Annotated in this window: 13 protein-coding genes and 2 pseudogenes; 6 read left to right on the top strand and 9 right to left on the bottom strand. The window is 42.2% G+C overall.

Going from position 1 to position 16,682, the window contains the following annotated elements:
- Window positions 1-28: 28 nt before the first annotated feature.
- On the bottom strand, window positions 29-553 hold the full coding sequence (locus tag ABF638_RS23900) for a hypothetical protein (RefSeq protein WP_435025430.1): 525 nt from the start codon (window positions 551-553) through the stop codon (window positions 29-31).
- Window positions 554-1,058: 505 nt separating this feature from the next.
- Here ABF638_RS23900 and ABF638_RS23895 point away from each other — a divergent pair.
- The gene (locus ABF638_RS23895) at window positions 1,059-1,694 is read left to right on the top strand and encodes an esterase/lipase family protein (protein WP_435025429.1); all 636 of its coding nucleotides are present in this window, start codon (window positions 1,059-1,061) and stop codon (window positions 1,692-1,694) included.
- Between the two features lie 77 nt (window positions 1,695-1,771).
- On the opposite strand, the gene ABF638_RS23890 is transcribed toward ABF638_RS23895, so the two are convergent.
- Window positions 1,772-2,203 (bottom strand): VOC family protein, encoded by a 432-nt coding sequence (locus ABF638_RS23890; protein ID WP_435025428.1) that lies wholly within the window; start codon window positions 2,201-2,203, stop codon window positions 1,772-1,774.
- Window positions 2,204-2,797: 594 nt separating this feature from the next.
- On the opposite strand from ABF638_RS23890, the gene ABF638_RS23885 reads away from it, so the two are divergent.
- The 4 genes from ABF638_RS23885 to ABF638_RS23870 all read left to right on the top strand — a co-directional run bounded on the left by ABF638_RS23885 (window position 2,798) and on the right by ABF638_RS23870 (window position 8,488).
- A complete protein-coding gene (locus ABF638_RS23885) occupies window positions 2,798-3,595 on the top strand; it encodes a TIGR00297 family protein (RefSeq protein WP_435025427.1) in 798 nt (265 codons plus the stop codon).
- Between the two features lie 370 nt (window positions 3,596-3,965).
- Complete coding sequence (locus ABF638_RS23880) at window positions 3,966-4,748, top strand: peptidylprolyl isomerase (protein WP_069072102.1); 783 nt, start codon at window positions 3,966-3,968, stop codon at window positions 4,746-4,748.
- The gene (locus ABF638_RS23875; protein WP_435025426.1) at window positions 4,697-7,399 is read left to right on the top strand and encodes a type I secretion system permease/ATPase; all 2,703 of its coding nucleotides are present in this window, start codon (window positions 4,697-4,699) and stop codon (window positions 7,397-7,399) included. The genes ABF638_RS23880 and ABF638_RS23875 overlap by 52 nt, the downstream gene beginning before the upstream one ends.
- A gap of 396 nt (window positions 7,400-7,795) precedes the next feature.
- Entirely contained in the window at window positions 7,796-8,488 is a 693-nt protein-coding gene (locus ABF638_RS23870; RefSeq protein ID WP_435025425.1) for an SDR family oxidoreductase, read from the top strand.
- A 133-nt stretch (window positions 8,489-8,621) separates the two neighbouring features.
- On the opposite strand, the gene ABF638_RS23865 is transcribed toward ABF638_RS23870, so the two are convergent.
- From ABF638_RS23865 to ABF638_RS23855, 3 genes are all read right to left on the bottom strand, one after another.
- On the bottom strand, window positions 8,622-9,677 hold the full coding sequence (locus ABF638_RS23865; protein ID WP_435025424.1) for a Rieske 2Fe-2S domain-containing protein: 1,056 nt from the start codon (window positions 9,675-9,677) through the stop codon (window positions 8,622-8,624).
- A 284-nt stretch (window positions 9,678-9,961) separates the two neighbouring features.
- Window positions 9,962-10,399 (bottom strand): secondary thiamine-phosphate synthase enzyme YjbQ, encoded by a 438-nt coding sequence (locus ABF638_RS23860; RefSeq protein WP_420761381.1) that lies wholly within the window; start codon window positions 10,397-10,399, stop codon window positions 9,962-9,964.
- 278 nt (window positions 10,400-10,677) lie between these two features.
- The gene (locus tag ABF638_RS23855) at window positions 10,678-11,847 is read right to left on the bottom strand and encodes a pyridoxal phosphate-dependent aminotransferase (protein ID WP_435025423.1); all 1,170 of its coding nucleotides are present in this window, start codon (window positions 11,845-11,847) and stop codon (window positions 10,678-10,680) included.
- A gap of 704 nt (window positions 11,848-12,551) precedes the next feature.
- Here ABF638_RS23855 and ABF638_RS23850 point away from each other — a divergent pair.
- Window positions 12,552-13,067, top strand: a complete 516-nt coding sequence (locus ABF638_RS23850; RefSeq protein WP_435025422.1) for a hypothetical protein — start codon at window positions 12,552-12,554, stop codon at window positions 13,065-13,067.
- Window positions 13,068-13,267: 200 nt separating this feature from the next.
- Here ABF638_RS23850 and ABF638_RS23845 read toward each other — a convergent pair whose 3' ends face one another.
- The 4 genes and pseudogenes from ABF638_RS23845 to ABF638_RS23830 all read right to left on the bottom strand — a co-directional run.
- A complete protein-coding gene (locus ABF638_RS23845; RefSeq protein ID WP_069072094.1) occupies window positions 13,268-13,486 on the bottom strand; it encodes a hypothetical protein in 219 nt (72 codons plus the stop codon).
- Between the two features lie 184 nt (window positions 13,487-13,670).
- A pseudogene (gene nrdJ / locus ABF638_RS23840) lies at window positions 13,671-14,744 on the bottom strand (ribonucleoside-triphosphate reductase, adenosylcobalamin-dependent); the annotation flags it as partial.
- 285 nt (window positions 14,745-15,029) lie between these two features.
- A pseudogene (gene nrdJ / locus ABF638_RS23835) lies at window positions 15,030-16,259 on the bottom strand (ribonucleoside-triphosphate reductase, adenosylcobalamin-dependent); the annotation flags it as partial.
- 171 nt (window positions 16,260-16,430) lie between these two features.
- On the bottom strand, window positions 16,431-16,682 hold a 252-nt coding region (locus tag ABF638_RS23830), incomplete at its 5' end, for a hypothetical protein (protein WP_435025421.1).

Raw genomic sequence — 16,682 nt, 5'->3', positions numbered from 1 at the left:
GAGACCGTAAGCTTACGGTCTCTATCAATTATTTAGGTGTTTTGACCTGACGTGCCATCTCTAAATAAGCACTCATATTCGCCCCTGGACGCCGACGACCATTAGAGCTTGTAGTCGAAGGAGCAAGATATTTTGGCGCAAAGGTTGTTTCAGTTGGCTGCTCTTTGATTACTTTGGCTGCTGCGGCTTTTGCATTTTTGCCAGGTTCAACTTTAAGGCCCTCAGCAGTTTGGACTAGTTGAACATCAGCTGGTTTGGGATTTTTAGCTGATTTTGCCTTACCCTTACTTGCAGCGGTTTTTGTTCCGTTCAATGAATCTGACTTGGATGGACTTGGTGCTTCAGATGCAATTGTTGCCGTTACTTTCTTAGCATTCGATGCTACTGTCTCTGCTACTTTTTTCGCGTTCGATGCTACCTCTTTAGCAGCATCTTTGGCAGCATCTTTGGCTTCGTCCAATTCTAAGAAGTAGCCGTTGCTTTTCTTCTTCCCTGGTAAAAGTCCGGTAATGAAACCCAAAATACCCGAAATTAACTTTTTGATAAAATCCACTACAATTACTCCTGCCTGTTATAGTTGGAACTCGACCGTAATTGTTAAAAATTACGACAAAATGTTACATTTTCTACTTTGCGTCACCCCGTTTTGGTGACAACCCTTATAGGTTTGTGCTTAATTAACATTGTAGTAAAACTACAGGACAAATGTTCTCTTACAAGCATTTGCAACCTGCATACACCGAGAACTAATTATTAAATTTTACTGTAACTAAGAGCAAGATTCTGAAAGCAAGCTTTACAAAAATTAACATTTATTTGTTTAGTAAATACTTCTTGAATTTAAACGAGCAGTTTACTCTCAACCAGTGGGAGGACTGTCATAGCCTATTGGCACATGGTGAGCTTAATTAGTTAAATTTTATACAAATTATTTTTGAATGCATTTCAGTTTTGCAAAAATATCTTTTAAAGAATCCGAAAAACCATAGCTTCAGTTTGTAGAGCAGTATGTATCTACGAAAGTGAAATACACCCCTTAATTCAGCCAGATTTTGTAAATGAACACTGAAAATCAGCAGCGCAATCCCGTTTTGTTAATACACGGGATTGACGATACAGAGGCAGTTTTCCATAAAATGAGGGCATACCTCATACAACGGGGTTGGTCTGTATATAGCCTAAATCTGCTTCCTAATAATGGTGATGTGGGTCTTGATGAATTGGCAAAGCAGGTAGCCGATTATGTTACAGCTACCTTTGCATCAGAACAACGCCTAGATTTAGTAGGCTTCAGTATGGGAGGAATTGTCAGCCGTTACTATGTACAGCGACTAGGAGGAATTAACCGCGTGCAGCGGTTTATCACCATCTCTTCACCCCATTATGGAACTGTCGTTGCTTATGGTTCCAGGCGTCCTGGTTGCCTACAAATGCGTCCCGACAGCATTTTTCTCAAGGATTTAAATTCTGATGCTGTAATATTGGGGCAGCTAGATTTTACATCTATCTGGACACCTTATGATTTGATGATTGTCCCAGCAAATAGTTCACAAATGTCCGTAGGAAGTGCAGTCATAGTACCAGTTGCTCTACACCCTTGGATGCTGACAGACACGAGAAGTTTAGCAGTAGTGCAAGCAGCTTTAACAGAAGATATTAAGTTGCCCTTGCTGAAGAAAAAATCCAGTCAGTAGCTAGAATAATCGCCACGCTGGATTTATTCATCTTTAAATTAAGAATTACGAATTACGAATTACAAATTACGAATTTCTTAAGTCCTATCCCCAATCTGTGTATGTTCGTAACTCCCAAAAATCGCCTCTGGGTGACGATAATACTTGAACTCCATGAGATTATAAAAAGGATCTTCTAAAAAGAAAGTTCGATGCTCAAGAGGAGAACCAACAAAGCGATTTTTAGTTTCTTCACGAAAAAGTAGCTGTTGTTGTTCTGCTCTTTCTAGTAAGTCTTGCCAGTCACGTTCTTGGGTAAAAATTAGCCCAAAGTGTCTGGGATAGATAGTTTGTTGCGGTGTCAAAGGTTCTTTGGTGACATGAGCAACTAATTGATGACCGTATAGATTGAGAATCAGGGCATGGTGGTTTTCACGACCAGGAATGCAGCCCAAGCCATCTACATAATATGCTTTTGTTTGAGCAATACTAGTTACAGGGAAAGCTAGATGGAATAAAGTTTGGCTCATAGCTTGTGTGGAAAAGATTTGTAGTTGATACTATCTACAATTTATGCTGTTAAATCTTGATTGTGGTCAACTTGAACACAGTTTTAATTGACATTAACTTATATTCTTTATCCTTATAACTTTCAACTGCTGCACTCTGCGGCTACTGACTTCGCACTTTACCTACATAATTTAGATAATTTACACTTAATTTTTTAGGTAACTGCTTTGTCTTGTGCAGCTATAATAATTGAGGTTTGCATAGGCAGATGCTTAGGAACAGTCTATTTAATAACTTACCACTTTCATAAGGTGTGTTGGGAATTTTACGCACCCGATGAAAATACTTTAGGTGGGTAACGCACCCGAATAGTCCACGCAACGAAACAGAAGTTTTGCATTTCGTTGAATCCACGTTCTTGATTCAATATTGCAGTGTATATCTAAGACATTGTTTGTAGTTTTAAACTCAGCTTTCAGCGCGATGCCTACACAATTTAGTTAATAATACAAACATATTACTTTAGCTAGAGAGGTTTCAGAAATTAAGCACGAAGCATCACAAATTCGTTATTCTGTTGATATTCAGACAAAATTACTCATGATTAATTGCTGATGTCATCCTTAATTGATTCTGTTAATCCCTGGTTGGTAGCAGTTGTATTAAACACAATTTTATTGGGTGTAGCTTGGATTGCTCCGAAAAAGCTACTTACCCCTGCTGGATTATTCCATGCCTGGTTCCTGGCTATCTTAATTTGGGTAACTCTAGGCTGGCAAGGATATGCAGTAGTAATGTTCTATTTTTTGGTTGGTTCTGGCGTTACCCGCATCGGTATGGCGCAGAAGGAGGCAGAAGGAATTGCCGAAAAGCGTTCTGGGGCAAGAGGCCCAGAAAATGTTTGGGGTTCGGCTTTGACTGGGGCGCTGTGTGCCTTGGGAGTAGGGTTGATAAACTCAGGATTCCTCGTACCTACTTCCCAGTCCCTAATCTCTAATCCCCAGTCCCTATTATTGTTAGGTTATGTAGCGAGTTTCAGTACCAAACTGGCTGATACCACCGCCAGCGAAGTTGGTAAAGCTTATGGTAAAAGTACTTTTTTGATTACCACACTCCAACCAGTGCCACGAGGTACAGAAGGAGCGATAAGCTTGGAAGGAACTCTAGCTGGGATTGTGGCTTCTGTAGCGATCGCATTTATTGGTTGGGGAGTTGGTTTAATTGATCTATTAGGAGTCGCTTGGTGTGTACTGGCAGCATTTATTGCCACCAACTTAGAAAGTGTAATTGGGGCAACACTGCAATCTAAGTATACTTGGCTGACTAATGAAGTAGTAAATATTTTTAATACATTAATCGGTGCGATCGCGGCTATGCTACTTGCTTGGACATGGATAAGTTTCATTAAGTAGACCAGCAAGAATAAACAATTACTCGTTTAGGTGGTGGGGCATTGGGGAAAACAGTTCTGAGTTCCCAGTTTCGAGTCATAGAAGTTAAATTCCCAACTTAGCACTGGCTCAACGCCCTGCTAACCATGTACAGCACTCAGCACTCCTGAATACTCTGTCCTACTGTTGACATTTTCAATCCTGTTTTGTCCCCGCTAGACTGTAAAAGTGATCGGGGGAAATTATATTATTTACTAGCTATATAATTTTTTGACCATCCAGATGTAATTAGTTCATGGAATCTTTATCATATTTATCAATCAACAACCAGATGATTTCTATATGATTTAAAAGTCCTATAAGTGTTTAACCATTTTCACATAATTAGTTCATGGAATCTTTATCATTTTTGACAATTAATGACCAAATAATTTCTATTGAGGAAGCAGTAAAGTATCTGCAAGCCTCTGGAAAATTGGGACAGTTCATTGGGGATATTCTCCGTCAGTACGTAATTGAGTCAGAAATCCGAACACGAGACGATATTGAAATTGGCACTGCAATAACTGAACAGTCAATTATTGACTTTAGGCTCAAAAATCAACTGACTGATCCCCAAAGTTTTCAAGAATGGTTGCAGACCAACAACACAGATTACGCTACCTTTCACACATCGGTTACTTTTGGTTACAAGCTAGAAAAGCTGAAAGCTGTAGTGACGGAAACAAAACTCCAAGAATATTTTATTGAGCGCAAGATTTTTTTGGATCGGGTAGTACTTTCTAGGATTGTTGTTGATAATCGAGAATTGGCAGACGAACTACACACGCAAATTGAAGAAGGAGGTAGTTTTGAGCAACTAGCTAAAGAGTATTCACTTTCAGATGACCGAATTGTGAACGGCATGATGGGAATAGTCAGCCGAGGAAGTATGCCAGATATATTACGCGCAGCTATTGATGTGGCGAGTCCTGGACAATTAGTAGGACCAATAGAAATCGTTGGCAAAGACTCTCCCCAAGGAGAAGGACCTTATGGTTTGTTTCGAGTAGAACAATTTCTGCCAGCGTCTTTAGAAGATACTCAACTAAAGCAAGCACTACAAAATGAGTTATTTGAAAAATGGCTAGCAGAGAAAATTCAAAAACTGACAGTCAAGTTACAAGTGAGTTAAAAATTCTGGATAATGAATCTTTACGATTAAAAGTGCTAGCTTCTTTGCCTTGGAATCAGCCACCCCTATGTTGGCTGACTCCCGAACAACAGTCCCAATTAGAAAATGAGTGCCAAACCCGTCAATATCGTCTTGGAGAAAAAATCTGGTCAAACGATGTCGGTGGTTATCAATTCTTAATTGTGGCTGGAAAAGTCCGCTTGCGAGAAGAAGGCGTCGGCAAACCTTTAGCCGCCCTAGATGCGGGGGATTGGTTTGGTGATTTACAAAAGCTGTCTGCGGATTTTAAAGCTGTAGCTGCCAGTAAAGAAGTGGTAGTAGTGTGTTGGGATACTGCGCTGTGGACGAAATTTTCTAACCCCCAAATTCAGGAATTCTGGCAAGTGTTACCAGTGGACATGGAGGGAGAGAGAGAGACATTTTCCTTCTCTTCCACTCCTTCACTAGCGCCAGCCTTAGAAGGGACTTCCAGTCCCCACAGCCTCCAACCCCAAAGAGGACTTCCAGCCGCTAATTTAATCGTCTCAAATTATCCGTTTGTTGCTAGCTGGAACACCGCTGCTGCTTGTTTAACAATGGTGGCGCAACAGTTAGAAAATTCTGTGCAACTGGAATGGGTGCAGCGTCAACTCAGAGGACAACGCCCAAAACAGGTTGTGGAAGCAGGAGAAAAATTAGGGTTAGTGTTGCGGCGCTTACAAGTGAGTTGGGGTGAGTTGCGACAGCTGTCATTTCCAGCTTTATTACTGTGGAATTCTGACTCACCCCAGAGTCCATCCTGGGTGGTAGCTTATGGAGTGAAAGGCGATCGCTTAATTATCGCTAATCCTTTAAATCCCGAACGGACTTGTGAAACTTTGCCGCAGTCCATAGTTGAGGCATCTTGGGATGGACAATTGTGGCAAGTAGAACTCATCTCTAAGCAAGAAACATTTAACCTGAGTTGGTTCACCCCAGCAGTTTGGAAGTATAAGGGATTGCTAACAGAAGTATTGTTGGCATCTTTTACCTTGCAGCTTTTGGGGTTAACAACACCGCTAATTACACAAGTTGTCATTGATAAAGTGATGGTGCAAGGGAGTTTGCCGACTCTCGATGTCATGGCGATCGCACTTTTATGCGTAGCCATATTTGAGTCCATACTTGGCATTCTCCGCTTATTCATCTTTACCCATACAGCTCGTCGTCTGGATTTGAGTTTATCAGCACAGCTATTTCGCCATCTGATGCGTCTGCCACTAGCTTATTTTGAGTCGCGGCGTGTCGGAGATACAGTAGCACGAGTCCAAGAACTCGAACAAATTCGTCAGTTTCTCACAGGTACAGCATTAACTGTAATTCTAGATAGCATCTTTGCTGTGGTATACCTGGCATTGATGTTTTACTATAACGTCCCACTCACCTTTGTAGCTTTAGCAGTACTGCCGCTATTTGCCACATTAACGATAGTTGCAACACCAATTCTGCGTAACTGGCTAAACGAAACTTTCAACCGTTCTGCCGATAGTCAATCGTTTCTAGTAGAGACAATCACCGGAATTCACTCCGTTAAAGCCCATGCAGCAGAACCAGTAGCCCGCGATCGCTGGGAAGGCTTATTTGCTCGCTTCATTCGCACAGGTTTTAAAGCCTCTACCACCTCCAATATCAGCAGTAATATTGGTGACTTTCTCACTAATTTGTCCACCATGCTGATTCTTTGGTTTGGAGCCAAATTAGTCATTGAACAAAAGCTCACAATCGGGCAGCTAGTTGCATTCCAAATGCTGTCTGGTAGAGTCACAGGCCCACTTTTGCGCTTAGTACAGTTGTGGCAAAACCTTCAACAAGTGCTACTTTCTGTAGATCGAATTGGTGATATTCTCAACGTCTCCCCAGAAGCAGAACTGGGAACTGGTCTAGTTTTACCACCCCTGAAAGGACAAGTCACTTTTGAGCAAGTATTTTTCCGCTATCGGCCAAACTTTGAAGCCATTCTGCGGGGAATCTCTTTCAATGCCGAACCAGGGCAATTTGTCGGCATTGTCGGACGTAGCGGTTCTGGGAAAAGTACCCTGTCTAAACTATTGCAACGCCTCTATCAAATTGAATCAGGGCGCATCCTTATTGATGGTTTTGATATAAAAAGTGCCGATTTAGCCTCACTGCGGCAACAAGTTAGTGTAGTTCTTCAAGAAGACTTTTTATTCAACGGTTCCATTTTGGAAAATATCACTCTCGGTAGTCCCGACATTACCGCAGAGCAAGTAGTAGAGGCGGCAAGACTAGCAGTAGCACACGACTTCATCAGTCAATTACCATACGGTTACGAAACCAATGTTGGTGAACGCGGTACAGCTTTATCTGGTGGACAGAGACAACGTATTGCTCTAGCAAGGTTATTTCTTTCCCAAGCGCCAATTTTGGTTTTGGATGAAGCTACCAGCGCTTTGGATAGTGAAACTGAACAACAAGTACTGCAAAACCTGCAAAAAATTTCCGCTAATCGTACCGTGTTTCTGATTGCTCACCGCTTTGCTCCCCTCAAACGTGCTGATTTGATTTTGGTGTTAGAGCAAGGTGTGATTGCCGAGCGTGGTACTCACGCACAGTTGTTGCAACAAAAGGGTTTGTACTGGTCACTATATCAACGCCAGCAAGCAAATATATAGTAAATTGAACTAGCTCAAAGCTTGTGGTTAGTACAGCACAGACAAGTAGGGGCAATTCATGAATTGCCCCTACTTGAGCAACTTGTTAAAAGTAGGTAAACTTCCGTCACAGTCTACTAAATAAAAGATAAACGCCTAGAAAGTAGCGTAAGGATGCTCTTAGGCAAATGGCAGTACTTGTCGGTTAAGCTTATACCAATTTGAAAAAAGAATGCGACAAATAGACCATTTGTAGAGACGCGATTCATCGCGTCTTTACCCAATGATGTGTTGCAATCATTAATTGAATGGGTATTATATTCGCCACCAACCCAAAGGATCTCAGTTGCTTGAGGAATTATTAAGTACTACCAATCCTCTGATAAAATCCTTGGAGCGTAAGTAGTTAAATTCATTATGACAAGTGCATCTTATATTTTTCTGGCTGGAGCAAGTCGCGGTGTTGGTCGAGAAATTGCTCAATATCTGACAGCGCAACAGCTAAAGGTCAAAGCACTCTTGAGAACAGCAGCAGTTGCGGCTGAACTAGAGAAAACAGGTATTCAAGCAGTTGTGGGAGATGCTTTGAATATTGACGATGTAGAACGCGCAATCCTGACAGATGAACCTATTCACACCGTTATCAGTACGATTGGCGGTTTACCGACAGACGGAGAAAGAGCAGATTACCCTGGTAATAGAAATCTTATAGATGCGGCAGTTAAAGCTGGAGTACAAAAGTTTATTCTCATATCTTCCATTGGCGCTGGCAATAGTGTTGTTGCTCTGTCACCCCAAGTTTTGGCAGCACTGGGAACAGTTTTAGTTGAGAAAGACAAAGCTGAACAACACTTAATTGCCAGTGGACTTACCTATACAATCATCCGCCCAGGTGGACTCAAGTCAGAACCAGCAACGGGTAATGGCGTTTTGACTGAAGATCCGCAGATTATTGGTAGCATCAATCGTGCAGATGTGGCGCAGTTAGTTGGTCGCTGTTTAAATAGCGATGCCTACGGCGGGCTGCGCCAACGCACCAATAATAAAATCTTGTCAGCCGTAGACCGAAATATGCTATTCGGACAAAGAGAATTTGCAGAATTTAGCTGAGACAGCAAGAAGCCTCTCACTTACCGCTTGATCGGAAGTGATGAGATAAATTGTTAAGGTGGTGATAACCAGTTCTTGGAAGCCTACACTCGTCCTTCGGACTGAGTGTAGGAGTATGTCACTTTGGAGTAATTTAAGCACGCCAGCGGAGTACCTGACCCTTAACAGGATTCACAAATTCTCGTTTTTCAGCGACAGACCGAGCATACTCCCGCTTCAATTGGTAGTACCACTGCGCCTGCATATCTGAGTCCTTAATCAACCGTAGTACAGGATTATATTTCAGACCAATCTGCTGTTTTTCCACAACCGTTCGGTCTTGGTCAAGGAAAGTCCGCGCTAGTATATGCATCAGTGGTTTGAAAAATCCCACCCAAGGAAGTGTCCAGTAAAGAGCAAAAGTTACCTCAGTTTCCGTATCTGAAATGGGTGTAACTGCTGTTAAATTTACGACTCGATGCTTACCAATGGTGGTTTCTTCTATTCTGACGCCAGGTAAACGAAAAGAAATCTCCGTTTCCGGTACACCACCGCCAATCAGCCAGTATAATCGACCCCCATTCTCTGGTAATCGGTGTCGTCGCATCGTAAAGCCGTAGGGCGAAGCATCAAATTGCTTCACTTCCTCGTGTAGTTGCTCATTTCGCCACCACCAAGCGCGATGAACATAAGGTGAATGAGCAGGATCCATCAGACCTACCACTGCATGATCCACAAAACAGGGGAATTTCACAATCTCTACGAATTGGGGCGATCGCTCATCAAACCCTGGAATTACCGGAATTTCCATCTCAGAAGCAGGAGGTTGTGGGTTATCTGGATCAGGCATATATATCCAAATATTTCCTTGGGCTTCGCGAATTTCATAAGACTGTACATTGAAGCGACTCAAATCAATCTGCTGTTCTTCTACAAGAGATGGAATTGCAGTGCAACTTCCAACCGGGTTAAAGCGCCAACCGTGATAACAGCATTCCACTTCCTGCCCATCGAATCTACCACAACTCAAGGGCACACCACGATGGGGGCAAATGTCCCGCATAGCAGAGACTTTCCCATCCTGGCTGCGGACTAGCAGCACTGGTTCTCCCAAGAAAATGCGGCTGATCATCATACCTGGCTTGATTTGATCGCTAGGCAAAGCATAGTACCAAGTATTACGCAAGAAAAAATTATCGTTATTGTTCATAACTAATACCAAATTGAGATAGATAGGATGTTGGACATTACTGGAACAGACTTTTGGTAAAGATGTTTAATCTAAAATCCCAAATCTAAAATCCCAAATTGGTATAACTGCGTCTGCTTTTGACACAACGAAAGTCCTGGTTTCTGGAAAGGAAGGTTATGCTTGAAAACATTCTTTCGGGTTTTTAATTGTTGTAAGTAAATTCAACTGATACAATTGTTGGTCATGTTCGTAATTCTCTCAGATTTAGTTTGTTCTGGGAGGATTTTAGCGGTGAAATTGCATTATTCACCAGAAATTTGGACAAATACTGTTCTTTTGCGCGGGCCATCCAACTCAAAAAACAACACAGATTGCCAGGTTCCCAAAGCTAATTTACCATCCACAATGGGAATTATCTCACTAGTAGTCAGCATCATTGCCATTAAATGAGAGTGGGCATTAATCGGTTCATCTTCCGGGACATCTCTTAAATGCAAATCATTATGCAAATAGCTGTCCGATTCAGGTGCTAATTTTTGCAAGAACACTTTTATATCTTCTAACAATCGGACTTCATTTTCATTGATAGCTAATGCTGTTGTTGTGTGTCGAGAAAATACTAAAGCTTGTCCATTTTTAATTGATGTTGAGGCAATAAAATCTTGGATTTGTGGAGTAATATTATGAATATTTATTTTTGGCTCAGTTTCAATTTCAATTAACTTATTAATAATTGGCATCTGTGGAATTTTATATTTTAGATTACAGACGAGGTACGCTAACACAGCCTAACGCACTCATCAATTTAATATCAACAATATCAACTTCTAACTCTGCCAATTTTAGATTTTGGTGCGCTTCCAGCGCAACTTGGATTTTTGAAGAAAAAATCTAATACCATTCAATTAATGATTGCAACACATCTTTGGGTAAAGACGCGATTCATCGCGTCTCTACAAATGGTCTATTTGTCGCATTCTTTTTTCAAATTGGTATAAAATCCAAAATTGAATGACTTCTAATTCCTAACTATAGTTTCCAAACCTTGCACTAATCTTTCTATACCTTTTTTTGCCGTCTCTTTTTGCAGCGCCCCATAAGCAACGCGTAGATAGCATCCATCATCCATGCCAAAGGTTGTACCTGGAATGACTGCTACTTTATGTTCCTGGATCAGTCTTTTAACTAATTCAAAAGCATCCATCTGGGTATGAACTTTGAGGAAAAAATAGAAAGCGCCATTGGCGGGGGTAATACTACATAAGCCTTGTAGCGGGTTAAGGGAGTCTAATACTAGTTGGCGTACTTGAGCAAGCGCTCCTATATTACTCTGCAAATACTCCTCTTTTGCCTGCAATGCTCCTAAAGCTGCATATTGAGAAATGACTGGTGGACAAATCAAAATTGTATCCTGGACTTTTTTGATGGCTACAAGTAAGTGTTTGGGAATCACCATGTAGCCAATACGCCAACTGGCAAAACCGTATGCTTTGGAAAGGCTATAGAGAGAAATGGTGTACTCGATACTATTATCAAATGCACCAGGTGAAATGTGTTTTACCCCGTTATAGGTAAAGTATTCATAGGCTTCATCGCTGATGTGGTAAATGCTGTGAGTACCACAAATTTGATTTACTTGGTGCAATGTTGCTTTATTATACACAACTCCAGTGGGATTATTCGGTGAAATTGTTACCACAGCCCGTGTTTTGGGAGTAATTGCTTGTGCGATCGCATCTGGACGCAGTTGGTAATTTTCATCCGTCGCCACTAACACCGGACGACAACCAGCCATTGCGATCGCCATTTCGTGATTGAAATAATAAGGAGTATTCAGAATAATTTCATCGCCTGGGTTAGTAATAGCAAGAATGGCATTCATAAATCCCATATTGCTCCCTGCTGTCACGACGATGGAGTTTTCCTCATTGATTTCAATGCCGTTGAAGGCTTGCAATTTTTCTGCAAGTGCTGTCAGTAATTGGGGAATTCCCTCAACTGATTTGTATAGATTATTAGTTGGCTCCTCCAGAAATTTGGGCAAAAACTCTATTGCTTCAGGTGGTGGGTTGTAAGAAACTACACCTTGTCCCAGAGAGATTGTTCCAGGAGAATTTTTAATCAGTTCCCCAACCACAGGAATAATCGGTGACTGTACGGCGTGCATACGAGAGGTTAGGGATTTCATGTTTTGATGCCTATAGACCTGGTATTAGTATCTTTTTATAGGATAAAAACCGACTAGTCGTGATATTAATTTATTGATCACAACTGGTCGCGCGTAGTTCTATCAAGTTGTTTCCTTATTATTCACCCACTTAAGTAGCTAGGTGTAAATAAATTAAAGTTTGTATTAATAACTTTAGTCCTGATAATCCTTATTTTGAGCGATGAATCGCTCACTACGAACGATGTTTATTGTTGCGATCGCTCAAGAAGGTACTTTGGTTCGTTGCGATATCGAATAGACAGGCAACCAAGCACACGACGGAAGTTTGCCTACCTTTAACAAGTTGCTCAAGTAGGGGAAATTCATGAATTACCTCTACTTGTCTTCTTAATTGAGATGGTACTTAGATTTACGTAGTCCTGTACTAGTATTTTCCCTGATCAATATGATAAGATTCTACAAAATGCTACGTGAACATACTTCTTTGGCAGATAGAAAATAAATTCTTCTCTTCTGCCTTCTGCTCTTTACTTTTCTTCGGTAAAGGTTCAGTCCGTCATGCGGAGTTGCTGATATCGTTTCTTTGTGAAGTTGTATATATTTATCCCCGGCTACGCCGTTTTCCCTGATCAAGGGAAGACTACATCGGGGTCTTAATTATGTGTATCTTCACACAGGATTGGTATGAGTCAGGAACCATATAAAACCAAAGGAATAAGAGAATGGGTCTGAAAAAGCTAATCAGCTATGGAATTTTTGTGCTGATCTTCGTCATTGGATTCGGTTTCACATCAATTGCTCGTGGTTTTGACTATCCACCCCCAACTCCAAAGATTGAGTTTGCCCAAGAGACGAGCGATCTCATGCTCAACACGTTGTTCGCGGCGCTGACGCAGGAGTTCGACGAAACCACGGTGGATAACGTGGAGCAGGGTAAGCATTCCATCTCGCTGATATTTAATGATCAGAACAAGGATATGCGGTTAGTTGGCACCGTTGGCCCGCTTCGGCAAAGCGATCGCCCCTACGACAACTTCGAGCGTCAGGCAAACGCGCTGGCACTGGCGGGACAGGCATACACGTCCGTCCAGCGCGTGGATAGAAAATGGTACTATCGACGCTCAGTCCCCCTCAGCAACTTTAGGGCAGAGTGTGCGCTTTGCCACATAAATTACCCTGCTGGCCCTACCTCTAACTTTGTGGGCGCACTCATGCTCAGAGTGCCAATCAAGGAGTAAAGGACTTCCAAACAATAAAATTATTGTATAGCAAAGTGTTGAGCTAGTGCTGAGTAAAAACCCAGTTTTTTCAAAGCTTTGAGCAATCAACACTGTCTTAACCTGTGTGACTACGGCTATAGAAAGTAGGAGTCAGCGCTGCCGTCGGCAGCACTGACTTCGTGTTTGGTCGAAAATTCAACTATGTATTCTGGGAGTTTTTAGTCAATCGAAATCTGCTGAGGGCCGGTGGCTTTGCCGTTATGCGCGTCCGTTGTGTTGCTGGTGTAACTATTTGAGCGAATCTGTTTATCCAGCCAGCTTTTAACAGGATCATCTGCAAGGTTGAGGCGAAGCACACCAGAGAAGAACCCACCCACAAATGAAACTGGATGCTGAGTAAATTCTCTGAATATAGGTGACAATTCATTAATGAACATTAAAAGACTCCTGGCACTGCCGTAAAAAATTATTACTTCTTAATTGATCGTAACGTGTTAAGGGATTGGGCATTGGGCATTGGGGATTGGGCATGGGGCATTGGGCATCGGTTATTCTTCTTGTCTCCCCCTGCTCCCTGCTCCCTGCCCCCTTGCTTCTTCCCCAGTCCCCAGTCATTTCACCTTATGAGCTTGGTTGCTGATCGGGAAACATACACTTATCAGAATCACAACCACTAGGGCCGGCCTCTGACATTTCGCCTAAATCATAGCGGCTTAGGACTGCACAGAAGTCATCTGTTTTACGCCGCGCTTTCACCTCTTGAGTTAAGCGATCGTAGGTGGATTTGTCTATTGGTTCAAAGGGCAAACGGGGGAATGATTGCAAATCGTCAAAACGGGCTAAAAGAGCCGCTGAAATATATCCCTCATCATTCTGGATAGTTTCGTAAATGCGCTGTCCCAAGGGTTCGATTTCATCAGAGCGGAGTTCCAAAGTCGCTGATGTGTTGTGAGTCACGTACCAACGTTGAACCTGAAGGACAAAATCAAACTGGGCTAAGACTGAAAACTTAGAAACATCAATTTCATCAGCCCCAGGTAAATCCGCCCAAGTTACAGAAACAGGGATTTCCACCAGCCATTCACTCACCCGTGGATCAAAGGGATCATTGAGCAAATTGCCTTTTTCGTCTTTGTCTGATTGAGAAGGAATGACGTTGTAACCATAGTCAATACAAGCCAAGGCTACTGGATCATTTTTACCGAAAGTAATCCGACGAATGAATCTTTGGGCTTTCGGGGGATGCCATCCTGAACTAGCATTAGTTAATAAAGCCTTAGTACCACTGGGTTGGACTGTGGTGCAGCGATTTGGACGCTTGAGATTGTGGCGATCGCAATAATCCCAAACTACACGATGTACAATATCTCTCCAAGAACTTAGGTATTTCTCTTCCTCACGCTTGAAAGCTAATCCTTGTGGAGTCGCAGGCCTTCCTGCTTCCCACCAGCGCAGCCAATCAACACCAAAAGCATGGACAAAGAAATCAAATAAACCTGTAAAAGAAACTCCCACAATCGGATCTAGTTCACGGCTGTATTGATAGCGTGGTTCCAGGAATTTGTGATTTAAAAGTGCTGCTACAGATAACGCCCCAGCGGTGAAAGCCTCCTCTTGTTCTTTGTAGTTACGTGGATCGATTTGATTGAGGTGAACCTCTGACAAATTGCAGTGAAAATTACTACCGATGATTTCCAGATTTGTTACCCTAGAGGCTTTTTATCCCCTAGTTCTACTGCTTGATTATTTGCAGTAGATCCGCGTACCTTTTGCAGATGTGACTTCAGATAATAAAAGTGTTTTTCACATCCACCCCCGCACTCTTGGAGAGATTATATTCTAGACACAAATTTCTGATGTTATCTAGTTTCACTCTCTACGCTGTACGGTGTCAAAGACTTTTTAATTCCTTTGATTACCACGGGATTAGCATCTCAGCTTTCCCCGTTTTTGCGAGGTTTTTAACGTGAGGCAAAATCACTTACCACACGGATTTAAAGCGTAACGAGCTAAACGATGTTCTAGCTCATTAGCATCAAGATTTGGATCACGTTCTTTTAACCACTCTTTTGCTGTTCCTTGTTCATAAGCTTGCAAAAAACTAACTTTCAGAGCTTGTGTTGGTAGCAAATCAATATTCGATCGCGCTACGGCTTCACCAGCCCATTGAATCGCTCCCTCTCCGCTGTAATATTGTTTGCGGACAGCACCAATACATTCTTCTAAGGTCGGCTTGCGGTGAAAAACTCTGGTATGGTTTGCCATCCTGAGTGCATCGCGCTCTGGATCGATTCGCCAGTTGCCATTTTCATCTTGCTGCCATAAGTTATCTTTAGCGGTGGCTGCTAAGTCATCGCCAGAATCAAACTGACGCATCCCCGCGCTTCTTCGGATATTGCCTGCAACAATTGTTACAGCAGCTTGATCAATTAACAGACAGCATTCAACTGAATTTAATTGTCGTCCTAAAGCTTTATTCAGAATAGATGCACAACGCTGATAAAGTCCGGGCAATTTCACCGGATTTGCAACTCCTCCAAAGCCGTTGAGAGTTTCTCCAGCTTTGCGGACATCGCTGATATCAACTAATACTTCAACTTCTGCTGAAAATTGTTCATCAGTAGAGAGTTCTAATAAGGCTTGATATGATTCAACCCAACCTTCACGGCTATCTCCAACGTGAATAGTGACGTTATTTCCTTCTATATGAGTTTCAGTATATTCACGTCGCTGTTGGACAGGAGTGCTGCCAATTTCACCTTTTACAGTGACATTCAGTTGATTACGGATGGGGGGCAACTGGTTAATAAATTGTGGTTCTAGGACGGCTCCAGTACCACAGCCCATCATTGCCAGATCCATCATTAAGCCGAAGGCACTCCAGTCTTGGAGATTGGTAGAGGTGCAATTATATGCCCCGGAAAAGTTCTTTGGCTTGGTTATCCAGTCTGTACCACCAACCCATAGCCAGCGCCCACTGGGCATAGCTTTCAAGTTGCGCTGCATCTTATCCAGTGTGGCAGCTTCTTCTTGAGTTAGCTTTCCCAACTCGACTAAGCCTTGTAGAGTGCGATCGCATACCTCATCCCATGTTTCCCTTAGTCCCGCCTTTGTACGGCGGCTGTAGGTTCTAAAAAATACGGGATTAGCAGCCGGTGCAGTTTCTGGAAACCTTGCACTCTGGCGTGTTCTTTCGAGATTCTGAACCATATATTAAGTGTCTTGCGTTCTTCTTGCGTGCGGACAGATTATGACTATACGCCAAGTAGTTTGAGTATTAAAGATTGTCAAATTGTCCACTTTACGCTAGCTATCAGTTAGAGAAATTGCAACAAATTTTTATGATGTATAATGCTTTGCTTCTTAAGTAGAATATCTACATTAAGTTGTAATTATCACGTCAGAATACTTATAAATTACATGATGGTAATCCCGTTTGGTTGCCAGAGATTGGTTTAGGAATTGGCATGGAACGGGTAACTTATCTAGGGATTCTCCGCGAGTGGTTGTATTGTTATGATCTGCGATCGCTTGGCGTAGATCCTGATTCTCTGATTTGAAAAAGGGAGCAAAGACGCAATAAATCCCATAATCACGAAGACGCGATAAATCGCCGTCTCTACAAAGGAATGA

The organism is Nostoc sp. CALU 1950 (genome assembly GCF_051172895.1).
GTDB lineage: Bacteria > Cyanobacteriota > Cyanobacteriia > Cyanobacteriales > Nostocaceae > Nostoc > Nostoc edaphicum_A.
The sequence above is the reverse complement of the archived record's forward strand: the minus strand, read 5'-3'. Positions and strand labels throughout refer to the sequence as shown.

What these genes read in the sequence shown, in the direction of transcription:
- ABF638_RS23895 (WP_435025429.1), top strand. Translation starts at nt 1,059, where the DNA reads ATGAACACTGAAAATCAGCAGCGCAATCCCGTTTTGTTAATACACGGG.
- ABF638_RS23875 (WP_435025426.1), top strand. Translation starts at nt 4,697, where the DNA reads ATGGCTAGCAGAGAAAATTCAAAAACTGACAGTCAAGTTACAAGTGAG.
- ABF638_RS23850 (WP_435025422.1), top strand. Translation starts at nt 12,552, where the DNA reads ATGGGTCTGAAAAAGCTAATCAGCTATGGAATTTTTGTGCTGATCTTC.
- ABF638_RS23890 (WP_435025428.1), bottom strand. Translation starts at nt 2,203, where the DNA reads ATGAGCCAAACTTTATTCCATCTAGCTTTCCCTGTAACTAGTATTGCT.
- ABF638_RS23870 (WP_435025425.1), top strand. Translation starts at nt 7,796, where the DNA reads ATGACAAGTGCATCTTATATTTTTCTGGCTGGAGCAAGTCGCGGTGTT.
- ABF638_RS23845 (WP_069072094.1), bottom strand. Translation starts at nt 13,486, where the DNA reads ATGTTCATTAATGAATTGTCACCTATATTCAGAGAATTTACTCAGCAT.
- ABF638_RS23860 (WP_420761381.1), bottom strand. Translation starts at nt 10,399, where the DNA reads ATGCCAATTATTAATAAGTTAATTGAAATTGAAACTGAGCCAAAAATA.
- ABF638_RS23880 (WP_069072102.1), top strand. Translation starts at nt 3,966, where the DNA reads ATGGAATCTTTATCATTTTTGACAATTAATGACCAAATAATTTCTATT.
- ABF638_RS23855 (WP_435025423.1), bottom strand. Translation starts at nt 11,847, where the DNA reads ATGAAATCCCTAACCTCTCGTATGCACGCCGTACAGTCACCGATTATT.
- ABF638_RS23885 (WP_435025427.1), top strand. Translation starts at nt 2,798, where the DNA reads ATGTCATCCTTAATTGATTCTGTTAATCCCTGGTTGGTAGCAGTTGTA.
- ABF638_RS23865 (WP_435025424.1), bottom strand. Translation starts at nt 9,677, where the DNA reads ATGAACAATAACGATAATTTTTTCTTGCGTAATACTTGGTACTATGCT.